This window comes from Vibrio sp. 397 (assembly GCF_033339395.1).
Taxonomy (GTDB): Bacteria; Pseudomonadota; Gammaproteobacteria; order Enterobacterales; family Vibrionaceae; genus Vibrio; species Vibrio alginolyticus.
Genome location: NZ_JAWOUN010000005.1, coordinates 118,790 through 142,330, shown reverse-complemented (window position 1 = coordinate 142,330; position 23,541 = coordinate 118,790). Strand labels below are relative to the sequence as shown.

At 45.9% G+C, this 23,541-nt stretch carries 19 protein-coding genes; 13 read left to right on the top strand and 6 right to left on the bottom strand.

Annotation, left to right across the window (positions count from 1 at the left end):
- Window positions 1-7: 7 nt before the first annotated feature.
- From R7P36_RS10275 to R7P36_RS10265, 3 genes are read right to left on the bottom strand one after another with little or no spacing between them, the layout of a single operon-like run.
- Window positions 8-1,834, bottom strand: coding sequence for an extracellular solute-binding protein (locus tag R7P36_RS10275; protein WP_213899396.1), 1,827 nt, complete (start codon window positions 1,832-1,834; stop codon window positions 8-10).
- A gap of 38 nt (window positions 1,835-1,872) precedes the next feature.
- Window positions 1,873-2,916 carry an ABC transporter permease gene (locus R7P36_RS10270; RefSeq protein ID WP_005379369.1) on the bottom strand — a complete coding sequence of 348 codons (1,044 nt, stop codon included), beginning with the start codon at window positions 2,914-2,916 and terminating at the stop codon, window positions 1,873-1,875.
- 1 nt (window position 2,917) lies between these two features.
- Complete coding sequence (locus R7P36_RS10265) at window positions 2,918-3,943, bottom strand: ABC transporter permease subunit (protein ID WP_005384771.1); 1,026 nt, start codon at window positions 3,941-3,943, stop codon at window positions 2,918-2,920.
- An 820-nt stretch (window positions 3,944-4,763) separates the two neighbouring features.
- On the opposite strand from R7P36_RS10265, the gene R7P36_RS10260 reads away from it, so the two are divergent.
- From R7P36_RS10260 to R7P36_RS10200, 13 genes are all read left to right on the top strand, one after another.
- A complete protein-coding gene (locus R7P36_RS10260; protein ID WP_017634998.1) occupies window positions 4,764-7,364 on the top strand; it encodes a TonB-dependent receptor plug domain-containing protein in 2,601 nt (866 codons plus the stop codon).
- Between the two features lie 65 nt (window positions 7,365-7,429).
- Window positions 7,430-8,194 (top strand): DUF3450 domain-containing protein, encoded by a 765-nt coding sequence (locus R7P36_RS10255; RefSeq protein ID WP_213899395.1) that lies wholly within the window; start codon window positions 7,430-7,432, stop codon window positions 8,192-8,194.
- Window positions 8,195-8,197: 3 nt separating this feature from the next.
- Complete coding sequence (locus R7P36_RS10250; RefSeq protein ID WP_017634999.1) at window positions 8,198-9,559, top strand: MotA/TolQ/ExbB proton channel family protein; 1,362 nt, start codon at window positions 8,198-8,200, stop codon at window positions 9,557-9,559.
- Between the two features lie 9 nt (window positions 9,560-9,568).
- The gene (locus R7P36_RS10245) at window positions 9,569-10,096 is read left to right on the top strand and encodes a MotA/TolQ/ExbB proton channel family protein (protein WP_213899394.1); all 528 of its coding nucleotides are present in this window, start codon (window positions 9,569-9,571) and stop codon (window positions 10,094-10,096) included.
- Window positions 10,097-10,121: 25 nt separating this feature from the next.
- Window positions 10,122-10,529 (top strand): ExbD/TolR family protein, encoded by a 408-nt coding sequence (locus tag R7P36_RS10240; protein ID WP_005379359.1) that lies wholly within the window; start codon window positions 10,122-10,124, stop codon window positions 10,527-10,529.
- Between the two features lie 4 nt (window positions 10,530-10,533).
- Complete coding sequence (locus R7P36_RS10235) at window positions 10,534-11,166, top strand: energy transducer TonB (protein ID WP_005379353.1); 633 nt, start codon at window positions 10,534-10,536, stop codon at window positions 11,164-11,166.
- 9 nt (window positions 11,167-11,175) lie between these two features.
- Window positions 11,176-12,399 carry a tetratricopeptide repeat protein gene (locus R7P36_RS10230; RefSeq protein ID WP_047103757.1) on the top strand — a complete coding sequence of 408 codons (1,224 nt, stop codon included), beginning with the start codon at window positions 11,176-11,178 and terminating at the stop codon, window positions 12,397-12,399.
- Between the two features lie 448 nt (window positions 12,400-12,847).
- Complete coding sequence (gmk, locus tag R7P36_RS10225) at window positions 12,848-13,471, top strand: guanylate kinase (protein WP_005379347.1); 624 nt, start codon at window positions 12,848-12,850, stop codon at window positions 13,469-13,471.
- A 181-nt stretch (window positions 13,472-13,652) separates the two neighbouring features.
- Window positions 13,653-13,925, top strand: coding sequence for a DNA-directed RNA polymerase subunit omega (gene rpoZ, locus R7P36_RS10220; protein WP_005379346.1), 273 nt, complete (start codon window positions 13,653-13,655; stop codon window positions 13,923-13,925).
- Window positions 13,926-13,964: 39 nt separating this feature from the next.
- Window positions 13,965-16,085, top strand: coding sequence for a bifunctional GTP diphosphokinase/guanosine-3',5'-bis pyrophosphate 3'-pyrophosphohydrolase (spoT, locus tag R7P36_RS10215; protein ID WP_005379340.1), 2,121 nt, complete (start codon window positions 13,965-13,967; stop codon window positions 16,083-16,085).
- A gap of 52 nt (window positions 16,086-16,137) precedes the next feature.
- Window positions 16,138-16,821 carry a tRNA (guanosine(18)-2'-O)-methyltransferase TrmH gene (trmH, locus tag R7P36_RS10210; protein ID WP_005379339.1) on the top strand — a complete coding sequence of 228 codons (684 nt, stop codon included), beginning with the start codon at window positions 16,138-16,140 and terminating at the stop codon, window positions 16,819-16,821.
- A gap of 253 nt (window positions 16,822-17,074) precedes the next feature.
- A complete protein-coding gene (recG, locus tag R7P36_RS10205) occupies window positions 17,075-19,156 on the top strand; it encodes an ATP-dependent DNA helicase RecG (protein WP_318122112.1) in 2,082 nt (693 codons plus the stop codon).
- Window positions 19,157-19,388: 232 nt separating this feature from the next.
- On the top strand, window positions 19,389-20,777 hold the full coding sequence (locus R7P36_RS10200; protein ID WP_047103752.1) for a uracil-xanthine permease family protein: 1,389 nt from the start codon (window positions 19,389-19,391) through the stop codon (window positions 20,775-20,777).
- Window positions 20,778-20,848: 71 nt separating this feature from the next.
- On the opposite strand, the gene envZ is transcribed toward R7P36_RS10200, so the two are convergent.
- The 3 genes from envZ to R7P36_RS10185 all read right to left on the bottom strand — a co-directional run bounded on the left by envZ (window position 20,849) and on the right by R7P36_RS10185 (window position 23,488).
- Entirely contained in the window at window positions 20,849-22,141 is a 1,293-nt protein-coding gene (envZ, locus tag R7P36_RS10195; protein ID WP_213899392.1) for a two-component system sensor histidine kinase EnvZ, read from the bottom strand.
- Between the two features lie 102 nt (window positions 22,142-22,243).
- Window positions 22,244-22,963, bottom strand: a complete 720-nt coding sequence (ompR, locus tag R7P36_RS10190) for a two-component system response regulator OmpR (RefSeq protein WP_005379333.1) — start codon at window positions 22,961-22,963, stop codon at window positions 22,244-22,246.
- Window positions 22,964-23,092: 129 nt separating this feature from the next.
- Window positions 23,093-23,488 (bottom strand): DUF1090 domain-containing protein, encoded by a 396-nt coding sequence (locus R7P36_RS10185; protein WP_017635004.1) that lies wholly within the window; start codon window positions 23,486-23,488, stop codon window positions 23,093-23,095.
- Window positions 23,489-23,541 lie beyond the last annotated feature (53 nt).

Genomic DNA, 23,541 nt, shown 5'->3' with positions numbered 1-23,541 from the left:
CCAATCCTTACAGCTTATAAGTGTCATCTACGACAACAACAGGTTCAAAAGCTTTGCCTGACTTCATCGCTTGTTTCGTTTCTTTTTTGATATCACTATCAATCCAGTAAGTGCCATCGCCTATGATTGCACCACTGAACAGCGCCTCTGTCATGCGATTCATTGGCTTATCTGGAAACTTTAACCAGCGCCAGTGACCATAGCGGACATAAGGAACCATGTAGCCTGGGACGATAACGTGAGCATCAATGATGTCACGCTGAATCTCATGACCTAGCTGGATCTTTTTATCCATATCCATGCCAAAACGATACTCGATGATCTTTTCATCCAGTTCAGGCGTGCTGTAGTTTGTGAAAGAGTTAGTTTGCGGCTTGTTCGCATTGACTGAATGGAAATACTCCCAATACGTTGGGATCTCAGACGTACCCATATCTAAGAAAGCCAAATCGTGCTTTTTCTCACGTACGTATTTGAACATGGATGAGCCATCAACTAACTTGAGCTCAATATCCAGCCCTGCTAGCTTGGCTTGCTCACGCAAAAAGGCAATACGAGGAGTATGAACAGGTGTTCCGTAGGTCAGCTCGAAGCTTAAGCGCTCACCTTTATCATTGACACGAATACCATCAGAACCAATTTTGTTAAAGCCTGCGGCTTCGAATGCCTCGGCCGCTTTTGCGGGATCAAACTTCGGTGCCTTAGCATCTGGTAGGGTGTATTTACCATGACCATAACCGGTCGGGTTCGGTTTACGGGAGTAGTCGCCACGCATGACATTCTCTATCATGCCATCAAAGTCAATCGCGTAAGTAATGCCCTTGCGAATGTTTAAATCATCCAGCAAAGGCATCGCGGTGTTCATCCATACACCACCAGCCCCAACTGGAAATTGGTTGTAACCCCAGAACTTTTGAATGTATCCCTTTTGGTAAGGTTCCGTATTCGATTTATCATGCCATAAGCTTGGTAAAACAAGACCAAATGCGTCCAGCTTCCCTTTCTCAAAGTGCTTCATCGCGATATCACTGTCGCGAATCACTGTGATGCGGATTTTGTCGACATTATATCGATGTTGATAATACTTATTGCTGTAACCCCACCAGTCTTCACCGACATGTTTGAAGGTAACACTTTTACCTTTTTTAATGTCATCTAGGTAGTATGCACTGGTCGTTGGTTCACTTTTAAAATTGTAGTAGCGGACAAAGTTGTCATGTATACCGTCACCATTTTCATCTTTTGAAGGATTAGCATAAAAATGTGCGGGACGTGGGCGCAGCGCCCCCATTCGTAACAGCAATTCTTCCGGATTGAACTCTTTCGCCGCCTTAACAGCAAACGTATGAGTGTCGTACTTGATAACATCCGCAATCGTTTTGTTGTAGTAATCGTTGTACCAAGGTTCCAAGATGTCTTTGGAACGATAAAATTTCAGCATGAAAACGAAATCGTCGGCAGTCACAGGTTTGCCGTCCGACCATTTGGCTTCAGGGTTGAGTTTGAAATAGACCGTTTTGCTGTCACCTGCTAACGCCCACTCGTTAGCAAGCTCAGGGATAAACTCTAAAGTATCTGGGTGGCGGACCACCAAGCCTGGTGTTTCATCTAAGATAAAAGAACGTAGCCCTGCATTAGCATCTGGGCCAACACTACGTAACGTCTGCGGGAAACTTGACATAAAGGTGCGATAAGTCCCTCCACGTTTCGCTTCTGGCGAACCATATTGAGGCTCATCCCAGTTTGTTTGCCAGTTTAAGTCGGTCGGAAGCGTTGCTGACATTGCACCAAAACTCAGGGCGCTCAGCGTGGACGCTAAAAATAATTTCTTCATAAAACTTCCCTTTTTTATGTTTTGCTCACAATGCTCGCTTAAACATAGCGTGTGAATTTTTTCGGGTCGAAAGCCGCTCGAATGGCTTCACCAATAAAGGTCACCATTACCAGAACCAGAACAATAGAAGTCACTACTGACGCAACAATCCATGGCGAATCTAAGTTTGACTTACCTTGTTGCAGTAGTTCACCCCAACTTGGCGTTGGTGGCATCAAGCCTAATCCTAGGTAATCGAGAGCAGTCAGTGCTGTGATGTTAGCTGCAATAGTGAAAGGCGCTAGGGTTACAATCATCACCATCGTATTTGGCAAGATGTGATTAAACAAGATACGTCCGGTCGATGCCCCTAAAGCACGAGCAGCCATTACATATTCTCGTGCCGCTTCTTTATAGGTCATGGTCCGCATGTACCATGTCATACCCATCCAAGTGAAAAGCACGTTAATAGCGACAAAGAGAGCAAACGTCGGTTGAACGATTGAGACAAGAATCATAATGACGTACAAAAACGGGACCATTGACCAGATTTCGATAAGTCGCTGTACAAACAAGTCAAATTTACCGCCCCAAAAACCCATAGCACAACCGACTGCAGTACCGATCGCGTAGGAAATGGCCATCGTAAGCAACGCAAATCCCATCGCCGTTCTGAATCCGTAGACGAGTCGCGCCAAAATATCGCGACCTATCACATCTGTACCTAAATAATGCTTATTTTCGGCACTAGGTGCTGTTGGCGGGAAATCACCACTAAAATCTTGTTCATATGGGTTCCACGGCACAAGCGGCAAAATAACAAAGTTGTCGCCCCCTTCAGCCTCAAACGCTTTTTGCAGTACACGATAATCGGCTTCACTGGATGACTCTTGGCCGAATTCGCTACCTAAACGTACGTCACTGACAACAGGAAAATAGTAGCTACCATCGTACTTGACGACTAGCGCTTTACTGTTGATCAAAAGTTCGGCGAATAGAGAAAGGATCAACATGATAGAAAGAGCAACAAACGACCAATAGCCTCGTTTGATCTCTTTAAAGTGACGAATTTTCTTTTGAGTTAATGGACTAACTTTAATCATGTTACGCTCCAAACTTCACACGTGGGTCGACTAAAGCAACACAAATATCTGAAATGATGTTACCAATGAGCAGTAACAACGCATTAATGGCGACAATACCCATAACAACAGGGTAATCACGCTCCATGATTGATTCGTAACCCAATAAGCCAATACCATCAATATTGAAGATAACTTCAATCAGGAAAGCACCGGTCATGAAGAACAACAAAGAGTTACCAAAGTGACTCGCGATTGGAATTAAGCTGTTACGCAACGCGTGCTTACGAACTGCTTTTTTGAAAGGTAATCCTTTCGCAATTGCGGTGCGGATGTAATCTGAGGAAAGGTTTTCCATCAGGTTATTTTTCATTGTCATCGTCAGCGTGGCAAAATCACCAATGAGGTAACAGATCAAAGGCAACACCGCATGCCACATAATGTCTTTAGCGCGTTCAAAGAAGGTTTCGTAATCGTCGAAGTCATCGCCGACAAAGCCTCCCATCGGAAACCATTCCAAGTGATAACTAAATAACGTGATCAGCAATACACCCACCACATAACCTGGTAGCGCGTAGCCTACGAAAATGAGTACTGAAGAAGCGGAATCAAACACAGAACCGTGCTTGAGCGCCTTATAGTAACCAAGAGGAATCGAGATAAAATAACTAATAAAGAAGGTCATGCCGCCATAAAACAACGACACTGGCAAACGCTCTGCGATCATGTCCGAAACAGGCTCGTAGTAACGCGTCGACTCGCCAAGATCTAGCATTACCAAACGACTTAACCACTCGACGTACGCTTCCGTTACTGGTTTATCCAGGCCATAAAACGCATTCAGCTCCGCGATTTGATCGTCAGAAAGGGCCGTATTACCACCCGCAGACGTCATTGATGCGGCGCCGTCCCCCTGGGACTGCATTTGTGACAACATGCGTTCAACAGGTCCGCCAGGCACGAAACGAGTGATAGCAAAGATGAGAATAGTTATCCCGAGAAACGTTGGGATAACCAACGCCAAACGGCGTAAAAAGTACGACAGCATATACAACTTGCTCCTTGTCTACTGTCCAGTTCAAACGGAGTGAAAGAGGGTATTTTCCGCCCAAAATGGTGCATATTTATCTCGTAGTAACTAAAACTGTTGAAGCACACTCCCTGCGCCTCAAGAGCTAGACTTTTCTACTACTGCAATAATTTCAGCGTCATATTTATCTTGAATCCACATCAGCTTCAAGTGTTTGAAACCAAAACATGACAAACTTCCTTCGATGTCGAAAAACAGAAATGTTTTTGTAAAAAATTATAAAAAACCACAAAAATAATTCATACAGAATATCAATCTAGGCTGTTTAGAGCCAAAACCCTACATAAAAATGCACCCTACACACATAAATAGACACATAATCCAAGGTTATATTTGACCTAAAAATACGAGTGAGCCCTTTAACCGCAATGGGTATCATATTTTGATACCACCTAATAAGTTCGAGCTAACAAAGTATGGATTCGATATAAAACTCATCTCAGAATAATTCACTGGAAAAATATCTTTTTCCAGATTCAATTACCCACTAAAAAACCATAGGCAAGATAAGTCATTAAAGTTTATAAGAAACACAAAATACGGTGTTTTATTGAAATTTAATCTCGATTCATAAACTTTATTCGGTTTTTTATTCCGCCTTTTAAATAAAGCCTGGTTATTTACATCTTTTTTACATTTAAGCATCCCCGTTTACCACTGGTTTGACTTCCTTTTTTCATCTCGGTTATACATTGGCCGAACGTTAACGAAATATTAACGTCACATTTGGCCGCTATGCGGCCAGACATAGGAAATAATAATAATCGGAGCAACAAGGATGTATAAAAACACAACCGCTTTATCTGTTGCGATAAGCCTTGCTTTGGGGACAGCAGCAGTTGCAGCCCCAGCAACAGCACTGGCAGAAGAGCAGCAAGTTGAAAAACTTCAAAAGATGAAAGTTACTGGTTCGCGTATCTCCACGACGGATATGGAAGGTCCTTCACCAGTTACTGTTATTAATAGTAAAGACATTGAGTCTAAAGGCTTTAACAGCGCGCAAGACGTATTGAACAGTTTGACCCAAAACACAGGTGGTGTAATGGCTCAAACAGACTCTTTCTCGTTTACACCAGCAGCGCAGTCAGTCAACTTACGTGGCCTTGGCGCGTCACGCACATTGATTCTTATTGATGGCCGTCGTCTTCCTCAATACCCGCTAGCACAAGATGGTACATCTAACTTCCAAGATATCGGCCAAATCCCTGTCGCCGCTATTGAGCGTGTTGAAGTAATGACCGACTCAGGTTCTGCTATCTACGGCTCCGACGCAATCGGTGGTGTCGTAAACTTCATTTTAAAGAAAGACTTTGATGGCGTTTCTGTAAAAGTACGCGCGGGTGACGCGACGGATGGTGGTTACCAAAATGGTCGTTTAGACGTTGTAGCTGGCAAAAACTTTGACGACAAACGTATTCTCTTCGTTGGCCAATTTGCGGGCAACGAAATGCTAAAGCAATCTGACCGAGATGATTGGGCTGGCGATGACGGTTCTAGCCGTTCTCAGCTAAGTGGCTACTCTAGCTACGGTGCAAACTTTGAAGGCGCCAACGGAACACTTCTAACACCAGCTGATGCTGGTTCTTCATGTAAAGAAGTCGTTGGTGATGCCGCGATTGAACGAGCGGATGGAAAGTGTGGTGTTAACCGCTCTGCGTACCGAACATTAAAACCAGAAAACAAACAAGTAGACCTACTTTTACGTGGTGAAATGGACATTAACGACAATGTCACTGCCATGGCAGAAGCCCGTTTTGGCTACAAGTCTACAGAATCTGAATTCGAACCTAACCCTTACAGCGTTGAAGTTGATGCCACTCACTTCCGCGGCGAAGGCGAATACACTCGCCGTATGGTCGAATTTGGACCACGCGAAAGTAACACTGAAGCCGATTCTTTTGGCTTAACCTTAGGCTTGAACGGCCTGCTTGCTGATACGTATGATTGGGACCTATCCGCTGGTTACTCTGAGCAAAGCGTTGAAACAAGCAACCCAGCAATCTTTCTAACTCTCGACCAAGCTGTACAAAATGGTGATGTCGATCTTCTAGGGCCTATCTCACAAGACGTTGTAGACAAATACAGCGGCACTTCAAGCAAAGAAGCTTACTCAAAGCTTTACTCTGTTAACGGCTCACTGGCTGGTGATTTGGTTGAACTTCCTGCAGGTATGTCTGGCTTTGCTGTTTATGGTGAATGGAACCGTACTGACTACAATGAGACGATTGATGCTACAACAGCAGCTGGTGGTTTCTCTGGTCTAGGTGGAACATCAGGCGGCGGTGACCGCGATCAGATTGGTCTTGGTGTTGAAGCTCTTATTCCTATCATTGAAGATTTAGAAATGACTGTCGCTGGTCGTTACGACCACTACTTCGATGACTCGGCAACTGGCGGCGCATTCACTCCTAAAGTAGCCCTAGCATACCGTCCTACTGACACCCTATTGCTACGTGGTAGCTACGGTCTAGGCTTCCGAGCTCCAGACTTGAAGCGACTATTTGGTGATCAAACTCGAGGCTTTGGTTCTGGTTTTGACCCTGTGCTTTGTGCCAACGCTGGTGGTAGCGGCCCACAAGATAAAGATAAGTACCCAGAGTGTGATACTCAGTACTTCGATACGCTTAATGGCCCTAACTCAGAGCTGAAAGAAGAAACAAGTACAAACATTAACTTGGGCCTAGCGTGGGAGCCTGTGGATGATCTTGGTGTAACCGTTGACTGGTACCACATCAAAATGGAAGACGTCGTAACTGCACCAACTTACCAAGATGTAATTAACGATCCAGGTAAATACCCAGGTACTGAAGTCGTTCGTAACCCAGATGGCACCATCAAGTCGGTATCCTATGGTCCAGTGAACCAGTCGTATGAAGAGCGTTCTGGTATTGACCTAGCGATCAAATACGCATACGACACTAATGAGTTCGGTTCATTTAACACGCGTGTTGCTGTAACGAAGATCTTGATTGCTGAATATCAAGAAAACGACAGCGAGCCTGTAACGGATGAAAGAGATTTCATGCCTGAATACACCGCAACGTTAAATCTTGGCTGGGCATATGAAGATGTCGCTATCAACCTATTTGGTAAATACCGCGACCGTATGTGTTCAAGCTACGCAAACCGTTACTACTTTGATGACTGTGATTCTGCTAAAAAAGCGGGTTACAAAGCAGAAATCGCTAGTATGACAACGTGGAACCTAACGGCTTCTTACCAATTCAACGAGAGTGGTCGTGTAACTCTTGGTGCTATCAACATGTTTGACAAAGTACCGCCTGCAGATCCTCTAAGCGATACCTCTCCATTCTATGCAACTGGGTATGACGATCCAATCGGACGTCAGCTATACGTCGAGGCATCATACGACTTCTAAAAAATATTTGGCGCGGGTTTTCCGCGCCCTTTTCGACTGACTAAAACACTGACAAGGATGCAACCATGAAATTCAAGGAATTTGGTCTCAGTGCCATAGCTGCAGCATTGCTTACTATCAGTAGTAGCTCTATAGCGGCCAACTCTGGTGCTGTCGTTTCCACACAAGCAAAAGCAAATCAATCTTCAGAAGCTTCGCAACAAAAAATCGACAATTATGCCGAAAGTACTGAAGGCATGTTGGCAGAATACAAAGGCTTACTACGTCAAATCGACAGCATGAAAGTCTACAACGAGCAAATTAATCGTATGGTTCAATCACAGCAAGGTGAATTGGACTCATTAAATAACCAAATTGCTCAGATCGATCAAACGGCAACAGAAGTAGTGCCACTAACACTTAAAATGATCGATGCACTCGATGAGTTTGTGACTCTCGATCTGCCTTTCCAGAAAAAAGAACGTAATAAACGTGTCCGAGAACTGCGTCGTCTCATGGATCGCGCCGACGTAACGACTTCTGAGAAATTCCGTAAAGTGATGGAAGCCTACCAAATTGAAGAAGGCTTCTCTCGCTCAATTGAATCTTACAAAGCTAGCCTAGATAGAAATGGGGAAACCGTGACTTACGATTTCCTACGTATTGGTCGCACGGCGCTTTTATTCCAATCTCCAGACGGTGGTGAGACAGGTATGTGGAACCAACAAACACGTCAATGGGAAACATTGCCGGAAAGCTACCGCATAGCGGTACAGCAAGGCCTTCGAATCGCGAAGAAGCAAGCGCCACCAGCGCTAATCAAATTGCCTGTATATGCTGGGGAGGAATAAGAGATGAAAGGATTCAAAACTCTAGCCGCTGGTCTACTAGCGAGCTTATTTATGGCTTCAGGCGTACAAGCAGAAACGCCTAAAAACCTATCTGAACTACTCAAAAACGTAAAATCAGAAAGCATCGTTGAGTCAAAAGAGAACAAAGCCCGTGAAGCTGAGTTCAAGAACAACCGAGATAAGCAAGCAGCATTATTGCAACAGGCTCGTGAAGAGCTAGCTTCACAGCAAGCACTGGGCGATCAACTTAAAGCGACATTTGATGAAAACGATAAGCAGCTGACTGAACTAACAGAAACCTTACGTGTTCGATCTGGTACTTTGGGCGAAATGTTTGGTGTGGTCCGCCAATATGCGGGCGAGTTTAAAGGCTTATTTGCAGCCTCTCAAAACGCAGTTCAGTTCCCAGAGCGTGACGCTCTACTAACGAAACTGGCTGAAAGTAAAGAACTGCCATCAACACAAGAGCTAGAAGCATTCTGGCATACCATTCTTCAACAAGTGGTTGCCTCAGGCGAGACAGCAACAACCCAAGCAACGGTTGTTTATGGCGAAGGTAAAGAAGCGGTTCGCGATGTTACTCTTGTCGGTGAATTTAACGCGATTGCCGATGGTAAGTACGTTACTTATGTACCTCAAACAGGTAAGTTCGAAGAACTCTCTCGACAGCCTCGCACCAATATTACACGTCATGTTGCGGGCTTTGAGTCAGCGTCAAACAGCTATGAGCCACTGTTTATTGACCCATCCCGTGGTGTAATTCTGTCTCTACTTGTACAAAGCCCTACCGTTCAAGAACGTATTGATCAAGGAGGCATTGTAGGTTACGTCATCCTTGGTATGGGTGCAGTTGGCGCTATCATTGCTCTAGTTTGCTTCCTACGCCTTCAAGTGATTGGCGGTAAAATGCGTAAGCAAGCGAAATCAGAAACCGTGATTCCTGGTAACCCTCTGGGTGAAGTTATCCAGGCTTACCAAGAGCACAAAGGTGACAACCTTGAAGATCTTGAAGCGAAACTGGACGAAATCATCCTACGTAACGCACCGAGCATTGAACGCTTTATCAGCTCAATCAAACTGTTCGCTTCTGTAGCACCACTTCTAGGTCTACTGGGTACGGTTATGGGTATGATCGGTACGTTCCAAGCAATCACACTATTTGGTACAGGTGATCCTAAGCTAATGGCTGGCGGTATCTCTGAAGCTCTTGTTACAACCATGCTAGGTCTGGTTGTCGCAATTCCATTGCTGTTCCTTTACACCATCGTACACAGTAAAGGTCGTCGTTTGGTTCAAACTCTTGAAGAACAGAGTGCAGGCTTCATCGCTCGCTATCAGGAAAAACTACATAAAGCCGAAAGCTAAGGAGGCGTTATGTGGTGGTTAGTTGGAGAACTTGAATCAATTAGGCGCTTCTTGGGAATGGGTGGCGATGTACTCGTCGCCATCTTCATCCTCAGCTTTATGCTGTGGGCAGTATTGTTAGAACGTTGGTTCTATTTTGCTGCCGTCGCTCCAAAAGCCATGAAAAAAGCCGTTGGCTCATGGCAGGGGCGCTCAGAGCACCAGAGCTGGAACGCTAAGATGATCCGACAAGAAATTGTTTCTCGTCAGGACATTGAGAATAAAAAGGGCCTGCCAATCGTGAAAGTGTTGATTGCGCTTTGTCCCTTACTGGGTTTGCTCGGCACCGTTGTTGGCATGATCCAAGTATTCGACATCTTAGCGGTAACAGGAACAGGAAGCCCTCGAGCAATGGCCTCGGGGATCTCAAAGGCAACAATCCCAACTTTAGCCGGGATGGTGGCTTCTCTATCAGGACTGTTCTTTAGTTCACGTCTTGATCATTTAGCCAAAATCACAACGCAAAAGCTGGAAGATAAGCTAAAGCATATTGCCTGAGTAAATGGAATTAGAGGTATAGGTCATGAAAAGACGCTATAGCAGTGATAGCAGTGATGAAACCGCTATCGATATGACACCGATGCTCGACATCGTATTCATCATGTTGATCTTCTTTATCGTAACAACATCGTTCGTAAAAGAAGCTGGTCTAGAAGTAAACCGCCCGACAGCAAGCTCTGCGCAAACCGTGAAAAAAGGTAACATCATGGTCGCAGTTGGTGCGGCGGGTGATGTTTGGGTTGATAAACGCCGCATCGAAGTGGACGCGGTTCGCGCGAATATTGAACGTCTTCGTGCAGAAAGCCCTGATGGCGCAGTTGTTATCCAAGCCGACACTGAAGCAAATGCTGGCGTAGTCGTGAAGGTTATGGACCAGATCAAAATGGCAGGTGTAGAAAGCATCTCCATTGCCGCAACCAATAAGGATTAAGCTTATGCGGTATCTGGCCTCAATTGCACTGGCGCTCATTGTCTCCCTCGGGTTGTTCTGGGGGATGGACAAGCTAGTAAACAAAGAGCGCCACGAGTTAGTGTCGAATGATGACCTGCGTATGGTCGAGTTTATTCGCATTAAACCAGACGAAAAAATACAGGAGAAAAAACGCGAACTTCCAAAGCCACCACCGCCTAAGCGTCCGCCGCCGCCGCCAGAAATGAAAGTGACAGCGACAGTAAAACCGGTGATGGAGCAGACCCCAATGGATATGCCAAAGCTTGACCTACCCGTAAATGTTACAGGTGGTTCGGTGCTTGGACATTATAGCCAGGGTGGAGGTGCGCAACTCGCGGGTAGCGGAGGTCCAACACCTCTAGCGACATTCCAACCTCAAATGCCTAGGAAGGCTGCGAAAGCAGGAATAGAAAAAGGGGTCGTCTTATTAGAGTTTACTGTCAACGCACGTGGTGCCGTAGAGGACATCAAAGTTCTTAAAGAGCAACCACGACGCTTAGGCCTCGGTCGAGCGGCAAGAAAAACAGTCTCTAAATGGACATTTAAACCAAAATTGGTTGACGGGAAACCTGTTAGCTCGCGCCTATCGCAAGAAATAGAGTTCTCAACCAATTAAGGAGTCACGATGAAAAGTTTATGGAAAAGCAAAGTGGCTTCTTTAATTCTCTTCGCAGGAGTGGCAATGGCCGCTCCTACGATGGCAAAAGAAGCTCCTCAGTTATCAGATCGGACATTTCGAACCGTTAACAAAGTGCAAGAGTTGATCGCAACTGAAAAATATTCAGCAGCGAAAGAAAAACTAGCAAGCGCTTTAGAAAGCACAAGTTCGAAAAAATACGACCGAGCAGTTTTACTTCAGCAGACTGGCTTTTTGTATTCGCTACAAGACAATTATGTGCAAGCAGCAAAATACTTTGCCGAAGCATTACAGCTCGACGCGCTTCCCGTTCCTGTTGCTCAACAAGTTCGCTACAGCTTGGCTCAGCTTTACCTAGCTGAAGAAAAGTATACGTTGTCTGTAAAAACGATGAAGGAATGGTTCAAGGTTGCAGAAACAACCAAAGAGAAGCCTCAAGCTCATGCTTATATCACGTTAGCGAGCGCTTATGTTCAGTTGGAAGATTACAGAAATGCAATCCCGCCAACCAAAAAAGCCATCGCGATGAGCAAGAGCCCAAGTGAGTCTTGGTACTTAATTCTCGTTGCATCTCACTACGAGTTAGGCCAGCTGAAAAGCGTTGCCAGTGTACTCAAAACTCTGACTTCAAAGTACCCTCAGAAAAAGCGTTACTGGATGCAACTTTCTGGTGTCTACATGGAGCTAGGTCAAGAGCGCAACTCTCTAGCCACCCTAGAAATGGTTTACAAAATGGGGAAACTAGAAGGAGAGAAGGAATATTTACGCTTTGTAAACTTCTTGGCTTATCAAGGTATTCCATATAAAGCAGCCAAAACTCTTGAAAAGGAAATGGCAGCTGGAAACATTGAAAAGACGAAGGAAAACTATGACCGCCTAGCCAGTTTCTGGCAGCAAGCTAAAGAGCTAGATAAATCAATTCTCGCTTATAAAAAGTCATATAACCTCGCTCCTTCTGCTAAAACGCAAATTCAGATTGCTCGCTTAATGATACAAGACAAGCAGTATTCTGAAGCAACTCGTTTTGTAGAAAGCGCGGCATCCAGTGCCTCTAAAGAGCAAAAGGCAGAACTTGAATACATTCGCGGGATGGCCTATTTCGAGCTTAAGCAACCACAAAAGGCCTTACAGGCAATGAAAGGTGCGGCTCAATCGCCAAAATTCAGGTCAACCGTTAGCCCTTGGATAAATTTCCTAGAGTCTCAAGGATAATTCGAAGATTAAGTGTGAGTCAGTCGCACGCCTGGGGAAGTGAAAGCTTCCCCTTTTTTCCGTCTTATCATTGTTAACCCCTATTTTTAACCAGAGTCACTCACGCAAGCCAAATCGGGACTCTAAACCTAAAATCAGCACACTAAATGGCTGTAGAAATGGTTTTAATAACAGAGTGCGCGGATGGTAAGTCCTGTACCACGCTCCTTCTTCGCTGTTTAGGAACACTCTGGCGTAAGTAACTATTTCATCTGGGACGATCACAGACAGAAAGATCAACTGGTAACAAAATAGAGATCATGATACTCTTCGCCTCCATTTTTCTGGCGGGATTATCACCAATATCCACCCCTTTGGTGGTTGATTTCTCAATGCCAGTGCTATCGTTATAAGAATGTCGAACTTTCCTTCGGCACTCAATCAATCCAATCAAAAGTGGAACAGTACAATGGGCAAAGGTACTCTCTATATCGTATCTGCACCTAGCGGCGCAGGTAAATCTAGCTTGATCTCAGCGATGTTGGAACGCAACCCAACCTACGCAATGAAAGTGTCTGTGTCTCACACCACGCGCAACATGCGACCTGGTGAAGAAAATGGTGTCCACTACCATTTTGTAGCGAAAGATGAGTTTGAAGCCCTGATCGCTAAAGGTGACTTCCTAGAATACGCAGAAGTGTTTGGTAATTATTACGGCACATCTCGTGTATGGATTGAAGAAACACTAAATAAAGGTATCGACGTTTTTCTAGATATAGACTGGCAAGGCGCACGCCAAATCCGTGAACAAATGCCAGAAGCCAAAAGCATCTTCATCCTGCCACCATCAAACGGTGAGTTAGAGCGTCGCTTGAACACTCGTGGTCAAGATAGCGATGAAGTGATCGCAAAGCGTATGGCTGAAGCCAAGTCGGAAATCTCTCATTACAACGAGTACGACTACGTGATCGTAAACGACGATTTTGATACCGCTTTGATGGATTTTAAAGCTATCTTGCGTGCTGAAAGATTGAAGGAAGAAAAGCAAGCTGCTAAATATAAAGGTATGCTTGACGCGTTGTTAGCAGAGTAACTTCAAAAAAGTCACGCTGTAAAACATAAAGAATTTCCCGTTTTTTGCCCAATGCGAAAAACACAATAAACTACCTGAGAAAGTCCACAAACGGTGGCTTGTCTAATTGCTAGTAAATAAAGTAGTTAGGTTGTATACTTTCTCGTCATTCTAAAATTTTAGTTAACTATTTGGAGTCCTCATGGCACGCGTAACTGTTCAAGACGCTGTTGAAAAAGTTGGCAACCGTTTCGACCTAGTACTGATTGCGGCTCGCCGCGCTCGTCAAATGCAAACTGGCGGTAAAGATGCACTAGTGCCAGAAGAGAACGATAAGCCAACGGTTATCGCTCTACGCGAAATCGAAGAAGGTTTAATTACTAAAGAAGTTCTAGACGCTCGTGAACGTCAAGAACAGCAAGAGCAAGAAGCGGCAGAGCTAGCGGCAGTAAGCAGCATCGCTCACAACCGTTAATTCTGACTTTAGAATTCAACAACCTCCCGGGCCTATAATTTGTATCTATTCGATAGCCTCAAAGACGTTGCCCAAGAATACCTAACAGAGCCTCAGATTGAGGCTCTGCGTCAATCTTATGTGGTAGCGAGAGATGCCCATGAAGGGCAAACCCGCTCTAGCGGTGAACCATACATCATCCACCCTGTCGCTGTGGCTCGAATCTTGGCCGAAATGCGCCTTGATATCGAAACCCTCCAAGCTGCTTTGCTGCATGACGTCATTGAAGACTGTGATGTAACTAAAGAAGATCTCGAAGAGAAATTCGGCAACACTGTCGCAGAATTGGTTGATGGTGTATCTAAACTGGACAAACTCAAATTCCGCGATAGGAAAGAGGCTCAGGCTGAGAACTTTCGTAAGATGGTTCTGGCCATGGTGCAAGATATCCGCGTCATTCTGATCAAACTGGCTGACCGCACGCACAACATGCGTACGCTTGGCGCGCTTCGACCAGATAAAAAGCGTCGTATTGCTCGTGAAACGTTAGAAATTTACGCGCCCCTCGCTCATCGTCTTGGTATTCACAATATCAAAACCGAACTCGAAGAGTTGGGCTTTGAGGCGCTATATCCCAACCGCTACCGCGTACTGAAAGAAGTGGTTAAAGCCGCACGTGGTAACCGTAAAGAGATGATCCAACGCATTCACAGCGAAATAGAAGGCCGTCTGCAAGATTTTGGCTTGAATGCTCGCGTCGTTGGTCGTGAGAAAAACCTGTTCTCTATCTACAACAAGATGAAAACCAAAGAACAGCGCTTTCACACCATCATGGATATCTATGCGTTCCGAGTCGTTGTTGATACCGCTGATACTTGTTATCGCGTTTTAGGCCAAGTACACAGCTTGTATAAGCCACGTCCTGGTCGCATGAAAGATTACATCGCGGTACCAAAGGCGAACGGCTATCAATCGCTACACACTTCCATGGTTGGCCCTCACGGCGTACCTGTTGAAGTTCAGATCCGTACTGAAGATATGGATCAAATGGCGGACAAAGGTGTCGCGGCACACTGGTCTTACAAAGACAAAGGCGACAAGTCTGGCACCACTGCGCAAGTGAAAGCTCAGCGTTGGATGCAAAGCCTGTTAGAGCTACAACAAAGCGCGGGTAACTCATTCGAATTCATTGAAAACGTAAAATCCGATCTTTTCCCAGATGAGATTTACGTCTTCACACCAAAAGGTCGTATCGTTGAACTACCTTTAGGCGCAACGGCTGTCGACTTTGCCTATGCCGTACATACCGATGTAGGCAACTCTTGTGTTGGTGCTCGTGTTGACCGTAACCCTTACCCATTGAGTAAGGCATTGAAAAACGGTCAGACGGTGGAAATTATCAGTGCCCCTGGTGCGCGTCCGAATGCGGCATGGCTAAACTATGTCGTGACTTCTCGTGCCCGCACTAAGATTCGACAAGTACTGAAAACGATGCGTCGTGAAGAGTCGATTACTTTAGGTCGTCGCCTACTTAATCACGCACTTGGCCGTCACTCGATTGATTCAATTTATCCAGAAAATATCCAAGAAGTCTTGAATGATCTTCGCCTAGAAAGCATCGATGATTTATTGGCTGCTATTGGATTGGGTGAGTTGATGAGCATTGTGATTGCACGTCGTCTCCTTGGTGACACCGAAGAGCTCACGACAACAAGTTCAATCCCAACGGACTCGAAGAAGAAGCTTCCGATTCGTGGCGCAGAAGGCTTATTGCTGACGTTTGCAAATTGTTGTCATCCTATCCCAGATGATCACATTATTGCTCACGTATCGCCTGGTCGTGGTTTGGTTGTTCACCGAGAAACATGTCCGAACGTTCGTGGTTATCAGAAAGAGCCAGACCGTTATATGGCTGTCGCTTGGTCTGAAGACTACGATAAAGAGTTCATTGCTGAACTTAAAGTCGACATGCTTAACAACCAAGGTGCTCTTGCAGAACTGACCAACGTGATCTCGAAAACAGGATCAAACATTCATGGCCTTTCAACGGAAGAACGTGATGGTCGTCTATACACTGTGACTGTGCTGTTGACGACGAAAGATCGTGTCCACCTTGCTGGTATCATGCGTAAGATTAAGGCAATGCCTCAAGCAACCCGAGTCAGACGCAGAAAGAACTAACCTCTATCGCCACCTACTCTGTTAGGTGGCGATTTTTTATACCTCAATAAATATGAACCTAGAACGTTACAACCGTATTCACCAAGTCCTAAAAACTCGCCAAACTGATCTGACACTTTGTCTCGAAGAAGTACATAAGCCAAACAACGTCTCTGCTGTGATCCGCACCGCTGACGCGACAGGCTTACACAAAGTTCACGCAATTTGGCCAGACAAAATGCGTACGCTGAGCCATACCTCAGCTGGCGCGCGTAACTGGGTTGAAGTGGATACTCACGATTCGATTGAAACTGCGATTACCGAACTCAAAGCGCAAGGTATGCAGGTTTTGGTGACCAATCTTTCGGACACCGCCGTCGATTTTCGCGAGATCGACTACACCAGACCAACGGCAATCATTTTAGGCAGTGAAAAAGTTGGCGCTTCGGAGCAAGCCAAACAGCTTGCCGAACAAGACATTATTATCCCAATGGTGGGCATGGTGCAGTCACTAAACGTATCGGTTGCCAGTGCCGTAATTTTGTATGAAGCGCAACGTCAACGTGAAGCCGCAGGCATGTACGACCGAGAAGAAAGCGCTCTGCCTAAAGAGACAATCAACCGTATTCTCTTTGAACGTGGTCACCCAGTGCTGGCAAAGGTCGCGAAACGAAAAGGGCTCGTTTACCCACCACTCGATGAAGAAGGTCAAATCATCGCCGATGACGCGTGGTGGCAAGAGATGCAAAGCAAGTAACAGACTTTCGTCATCCTGAACGGCGGCGAAGGAGCGTGGTTCAGGATCTAATTCTCAAATATACAGATGCTGATAGTGTTAACTTCAGCGACATACTTGTTGGAAATAGAATCCTGATGTCGCTAAAGCTCCTCGGAATGATAGGTGATCAGTCAAATCATGACACTAACTAAAGCATGACTATTTTTTCCTGTACAAAAACACAGCTCCATGGTTAACATACTGCTATGTTAACCATTTTCTTGAGCCCTCTATGTCCGCCCAAATGTTATCTGCCGTCCCATTAACCTCCCTTTCTGGAGTTGGCGCGAAAGTCGCAGAAAAACTCGCCAAAGTTGGCTTACATAGCGTTCAAGATTTGCTGTTTCACCTTCCGTTACGCTACGAAGATCGTACTCGTATTTACCCTATTGCCAAACTGCATGCTGGCCTTTGGGCAGCCGTGCAAGGTAAGGTCATGGCAGTCGACACTATCTTCGGTAAGCGCAAAATGCTAACGGTAAAAATCAGCGACGGTAATGGCACTATCACGCTGCGCTTTTTCAACTTTACCGCAGCCATGAAGAACAATTTCACGCAAGGTAAGTTAGTACATGCTTACGGTGAAATTAAGCGCGGTGGCGTGGGCTTGGAAATTGTTCACCCTGACTACAAGTTTTACGTCAGCGAGCAAAAGCCCGATGTAGAACAGAGCTTAACCCCTGTTTATCCCACCACCGATGGTTTACGCCAAATCACATTACGCAACCTTACCGAACAAGCTTTAGCCCTGCTTGATAAAACCGCAGTGCAGGAATTACTTCCAGCGGGGTTGTATGACCATCAAATCACGATGTCGCAAGCGCTGCACACCATTCATCGCCCACCACCAACCATTAATTTAGATGAGTTTGACGAAGGCAAACATCCTGCCCAAATCCGCTTGATCATGGAAGAATTGCTCGCACAAAACTTATCGATGCTAGCGGTGCGTAGCAAAGGTCAGAAGGATTCAGCGCTACCTCTCGGTCCTTGTAATAAACTAAAAACGCAGCTTTTAGCCCAACTGCCTTTCTCTCCTACAAACGCTCAAACCCGAGTAGTACAAGAGATTGAAGCCGATCTAGAAAAACCGCACCCAATGATGCGATTAGTGCAAGGCGATGTTGGTTCGGGGAAAACGTTGGTTGCCGCTTTGGCCGCTGTTAGAGCCATTGAGCATGGCCATCAGGTGGCACTCATGGCGCCAACCGAACTATTGGCCGAGCAACACGCTATCAACTTCGCAAACTGGTTTGAAACAATGGGTATTCAAGTCGGTTGGTTAGCGGGCAAACTCAAAGGTAAGGCAAAGGAAGCCGAGTTGGCTCGTATTGCCAGTGGTGAAGCAAAAATGGTAGTGGGTACTCACGCGCTATTCCAAGAGCACGTTGAATTTCATCACCTTGCCTTGGTCATCATTGATGAACAGCACCGCTTCGGTGTCCATCAGCGATTAGAATTGCGTGAAAAAGGCGCAAAACAAGGCGCTTATCCTCATCAGTTGATCATGACGGCGACGCCTATTCCTCGAACCTTAGCGATGACCGCTTACGCCGATCTGGAAACTTCCGTGATTGACGAGCTACCACCGGGTCGAACGCCGATTCAAACCGTTGCCATTCCTGATACAAAACGTGACGACATCGTCGAGCGTGTCCGAAATGCCTGCTTAAACGAAGGCAAGCAGGCATATTGGGTGTGTACCCTGATTGATGAGTCGGAAGTATTAGAAGCGCAAGCCGCGGCAGATACCGCAGAAGAGCTTCAACGTAAACTGCCGGACGTAAAAATTGGTCTAGTGCACGGACGAATGAAGCCGGCAGAGAAACAAGCGGTGATGCAAGATTTCAAAGACAATAAACTGCGTTTGCTGGTCGCAACGACAGTGATTGAAGTTGGTGTGGATGTGCCAAACTCTAGCTTGATGATCATAGAAAACCCTGAACGTCTTGGTTTGGCACAATTACACCAGTTAAGAGGTCGCGTGGGCCGAGGTTCCGTTGCTAGCCATTGTGTGCTGCTGTACCACTCTCCTCTGTCAAAAACCGCGCAAAAACGTCTCGGAGTACTACGTGAAAGTAACGATGGCTTCGTCATTGCGCAGAAAGACCTAGAAATTCGTGGCCCTGGAGAACTATTGGGTACAAAGCAGACAGGTCTTGCTGATTTCAAAATCGCAGACCTAGTTCGAGATCAACGTCTGATTCCCGAAGTTCAGCGCATTGCGCGTCATATTCATGACAATTACCCGTCTAACGCAACAGCGATTATCGATCGCTGGTTGGGTGAGCGGGATATTTACTCCAAAGCGTAATGATTGAAAGCGAGCCAAATGGCTCGTTTTTTAATACGCCAAAAGCAAAGCAAACGTTTGCTTTTTGAGTAAATCTCTCTATAATCGCGCACAAATTTTTAAGTGTGTTAGATCACACTCCACCAACCTGAGTTGACTCTGATTAACAGCAATCACAGGTAACGACGTCAACTCCACCCTGCTCTCCCATTCAGCGAGAACTAGGGAAATATTGCGACTAGCGAGACAAACAATGACAACTTCAAACCGATCTTCGGAACTGGTCTATCAACTCAACGATCGACCACCTTTGCCTCAAACTATTTTTGCCGCACTTCAGCACTTATTGGCGATGTTCGTCGCGGTTATCACTCCTTCACTGATCATCTGTCAGTCTTTGGGTGTACCAGCAGACCAAACGAATACCATCATCAGCATGTCTTTGTTTGCGTCAGGCGTGTCTTCGTTTATTCAAATTCGCACCATTGGCCCAATCGGCTCAGGTTTGCTCTCTGTTCAAGGTACCAGCTTTAACTTTTTAGGCCCTATTATTGGTGCAGGCCTATCGCTGAAAGCCGGTGGAGCAGACATCAGCACCATGATGGCTGCCATTTTTGGTACGATTTTAGTCGCATCATTTGCAGAAATTTTCCTATCTCGCGTATTGGAGCATGCCCGCCGAATCATCACTCCGCTCGTTTCAGGCATCGTCGTCACTCTTATCGGTCTCACACTGATTCAAGTCGGCTTAGTATCAATGGGCGGTGGCTACGCAGCATTAAATGAAGGAACCTTCGGCAGCTTAGACAAACTTGCTCTGGCTGGGACGGTACTTGGATTAATTGTGATTTTAAACCGCTCGAAAAACCCATACATCCGTGTGGCTTCAATAGTGATTGCGATGCTAGTGGGTTACATCATGGCGTATTTTATGGGGATGGTAGATACTTCTCAGCTAGGCGCAACCGAGATCGTAGCACTGCCCGTACCAATGCAATATGGCTTATCGTTTGACTGGTCTCTGTTCATTCCGCTGGTACTGATTTTCTTTATTACCGCACTAGAGGCCATCGGTGATATTACCGCAACATCTGAAGTGTCTGGTGAGCCAGTAAAAGGCCCAGTGTACATGAAACGTATTAAGGGCGGTGTGTTAGCAGACGGCTTAAACTCTGCAATCGCAGCCGTTTTCAACAGCTTCCCGAACTCAACGTTTAGCCAGAATAACGGCATCATCATGCTAACAGGAGTCGCGAGCCGCTACGTGGGTTACTTTATTTCTGGCATGTTAGTGATTCTTGGCTTGTTTCCTGGCGTCGCTAGCTTTGTTCAGCTGATTCCTGAGCCAGTACTTGGCGGCGCAACGATTGTCATGTTTGGTACGATTGCTGCCGCTGGTGTGCGTATTATCTCTCGTGTTGAGCTCGATCGCCGCGCAATTCTGATCATGGCCTTATCCTTCTCAATGGGACTTGGTATCGCACAAAAACCAGAGATCCTGCAATTTATGCCAGAATTTATTAAGAGTATTTTCTCAACTGGTGTTGCAGCAGGTGGCATCACAGCGATCATTTTAAATCTACTTCTGCCAGAGAAACTGGAAGACGAAGATGAACTTCCTCAGGAAGTGAAAGAGTCTTAAGATTATTGAGAATAAGAAAAGCCCAACCTATTTAGGTTGGGCTTTTTGTTTAAAGGGTGCAGGCCATCGACTTACTTGGTAGGAAAGCTGATTTGAGCGATTAAACCGCCTTCACTGCGATTACGCATCACCACAGAGCCTGAATGTTGGCTGATTATACGCTTCACAATCGCCAACCCTAGCCCAGTGCCTTCACTACCGCGAGCGGTGTCACCACGCGTAAAGGGTTCAAATAACCTCGCGATTTGAGAATGCTCAATACCCGGTCCGTTGTCCTCTACTGAGATCCACACTAGCTGCTTATCTGCTGTCACACCAGTGCTGATTTTGACCCAGCCATTACCATAACGTAGCGCATTCACAACTAAGTTACTGATCGCCCGCTTAATCGCAATCGCACTTCCTTTGGCTGGCGGCAAGTTAAGATTAAGATCTGTTTCAATTTCAACCTCATAACCACCTTCAGAACTGGCGACGTCACTGGCAATCGTACTGATATCAACCGCTTCAAACGATTCTTGGTTCACCGGTTTGAGGTAATCCATAAACTGACTGATGATCTCATTACATTCTTCCGTATCGCTAATGATCCCCTCCGCAAGATAGCTGTCCTCAGGAGACATCATTTCTGTCGCTAGGCGAATACGCGTCAGAGGCGTTCGTAAGTCATGGCTAATCCCCGCCATTAATAAGGCTCGGTCTTCTTCTAGCTCTTGAATACCTTTCGACATTTGATTAAAGGCTCGAGTTACAGAGCGAATTTCCGATGCGCCTTTTTCTGCCAACGGTGGCGGGATCTCACCTCGACCGACGTCTTTCGCGGCTCTCTCTAAAGCCAAAAGTGGACGGTTTTGCAAACGAATAAACAACCAACCACCTGCAATGATCAGCAGCGCCATAATCAAGCTGTTACGAAACAGCGGGGCAAAATCTTCTTCTTGCAGCTCAGATAACGGAATACGAATGATGGAGTTCGGCAACTTTTCGATGTGCATCCACAAAATGTAACTTTCATCGCCAAGCAATAAGCGCACTTCTGTGGGCGAACCCAGCTCTTGGCTCATTTCTTCAGACATCAAATCAATCGACATTGCGTGACGAAATTCAATCGCCTTATCGCTATCGAGACTATGAACCGTCACCCCTAATCTTTCTAACAATTGACGCCTTAACGGTGCATCAGACTTTAAAGGTCCTTCATCATCAAGCACCAAATTGAGCTCATGGGCGAGAATTTTATTGAACTGCTGCAAACTCGGCATCAACGCGTAGTTAAAAACGGCGTAGTAAGAGAAAACTTGGCTCGCGAGAAGCAAAGAGATGAACAGCAGAATAGATTGTGTCAGTGAACTTCGGATGCGCATGGAACGTTCCTAGTGGTCCTAATCGCGAAATTTCAGCCTTCAAAGGGAAGGTAATGAAGGCTGAAGTTGCTATAGCCAAGTGCTGGCTATGGAGTGAAGAGATTACACCTCTTTGCCGTCTGGGACGAAAACATAACCTAGGCCCCACACGGTTTGAATGTAGCGCGGCTTGCTCGGATCGTCTTCTAACATGCGACGTAAGCGTGAGATTTGTACGTCAATAGAGCGTTCCATTGCAGAATATTCACGGCCACGCGCCATGTTCATCAATTTATCTCGTGACATTGGCTCACGCGCATTCATCACGAGCGCCTTTAGGACAGCAAACTCTCCAGAGGTGAGTGGCATTGCCTCGTCACCGCGGAACATCTCGCGAGTGCCTAGATTGAGTCGGAACTCCCCGAACTCCACCACTTTTTCTTCCGTGCTTGGTGCACCCGGCAACTCTACAGTTTGGCGGCGTAATACTGCCTTGATGCGAGCCAACAATTCGCGTGGGTTAAACGGTTTTGGCAAATAATCATCCGCCCCTACCTCAAGACCTACGATGCGGTCCACTTCATCACCTTTCGCGGTGAGCATTAAGATTGGCAACATATTGTTCGCGTGGCGTAGACGACGACAAATTGACAAACCGTCTTCACCTGGCAACATTAGGTCCAGCACCATTAAGTGAAAGTTTTCGCGCGTTAGTAGGCGATCCATCTGTTCGCCATTGGCGACACTTCGTACCTGAAAACCTTGCTCAGAAAGGTAACGCTCCAATAGAGCACGTAAACGAGCATCGTCATCAACCACTAAAATTTTATGATTTTCTTGCATTGAAACATCCTTTCAGAAGCGTCTATTGTCGAAAATGTATCACTGTTTTTCCTAACGTGCTCAAGCAAATTGTTACTCTTTTTATCTTAAGCGCTTTATTCTCTCTCTAGCAGGTATTTTCAGCACCTACTATTGACCATAATTCCATTCCAGTTCACGTTTGGCCTCAAGCAGCTCTTGCTGTGCCTCAGCCAGCTTGTGACGTTTTTTCTCAATTTTGTCTGCTTTCCCTGAATGCTGAGCTTCGACTAATTCTTCCTCTCGCTCCTCAACTTCTTTAGTCTTTTCTTCCACTTCTGCTTGCAGCTCTTGCCGCAGCTCACCTTCCGAGCATTCATTCTGGATAGCGGAAAGTGCTTGCTCCAAGCCTTTAATGCGATGCTCATTACCTTGCGCTTTTGCATACTCAAGCTGCTGCTCTACCGCTAACTCTTTAGCGTCACAGCCTTTCACTTCATCTTGAGCGAAAACTGAAAGTGAGAAACCTATTGTTAGTGCAGCACTACACATGACTGCTTTGTTCATTTTACTTCTCCGAGAAAGGCACCATGCCTTTATACCAAATATTCTGACGTTGA